Annotated in this window: 1 pseudogene; it reads left to right on the top strand. The window is 50.9% G+C overall.

Annotated features, from left to right (window positions below):
• Positions 1-344: pseudogene (locus LIY45_RS30625) on the top strand (hypothetical protein); the annotation flags it as partial.

The raw sequence follows: 344 nt of genomic DNA, 5'->3' as shown, positions 1-344 counted from the left end.
CGGAGCGGGAGGCGGAGTTGTAGCGATATTTGATCAAAACAACTCACTACGAGGAGGTGCTGACATTGAAGTTGAGGGCGATTTGACGATCAAGAAGGACTATTACCCTTGGTTGAGTGAGGCGTTTCTTGGGGGGTATCGAAAACGGATCAGTCTGACAGGTGAAGGCGACATCTATCTCACCTATCAAGCATTGCAAGCCCGACGCGTGTACTTCGAACCTGTCCTGCATTCTGATTTTATAGCGACTTCACAGGGAAGCAGGGTCCATAAAGTGGGTAGTTACATAACGTTCACCTACCCCGATGGCAGCACTTCAGCCGATGGCCGCTCCAAACCCGACT

Origin of the sequence: Pseudomonas sp. MWU16-30323 (assembly GCF_020515595.1) — a bacterium.
Classification (GTDB): domain Bacteria; phylum Pseudomonadota; class Gammaproteobacteria; order Pseudomonadales; family Pseudomonadaceae; genus Aquipseudomonas; species Aquipseudomonas yamanorum.
Note: the sequence above shows the minus strand (reverse complement) of the source record. Positions and strands in the feature narration are given on the sequence as shown.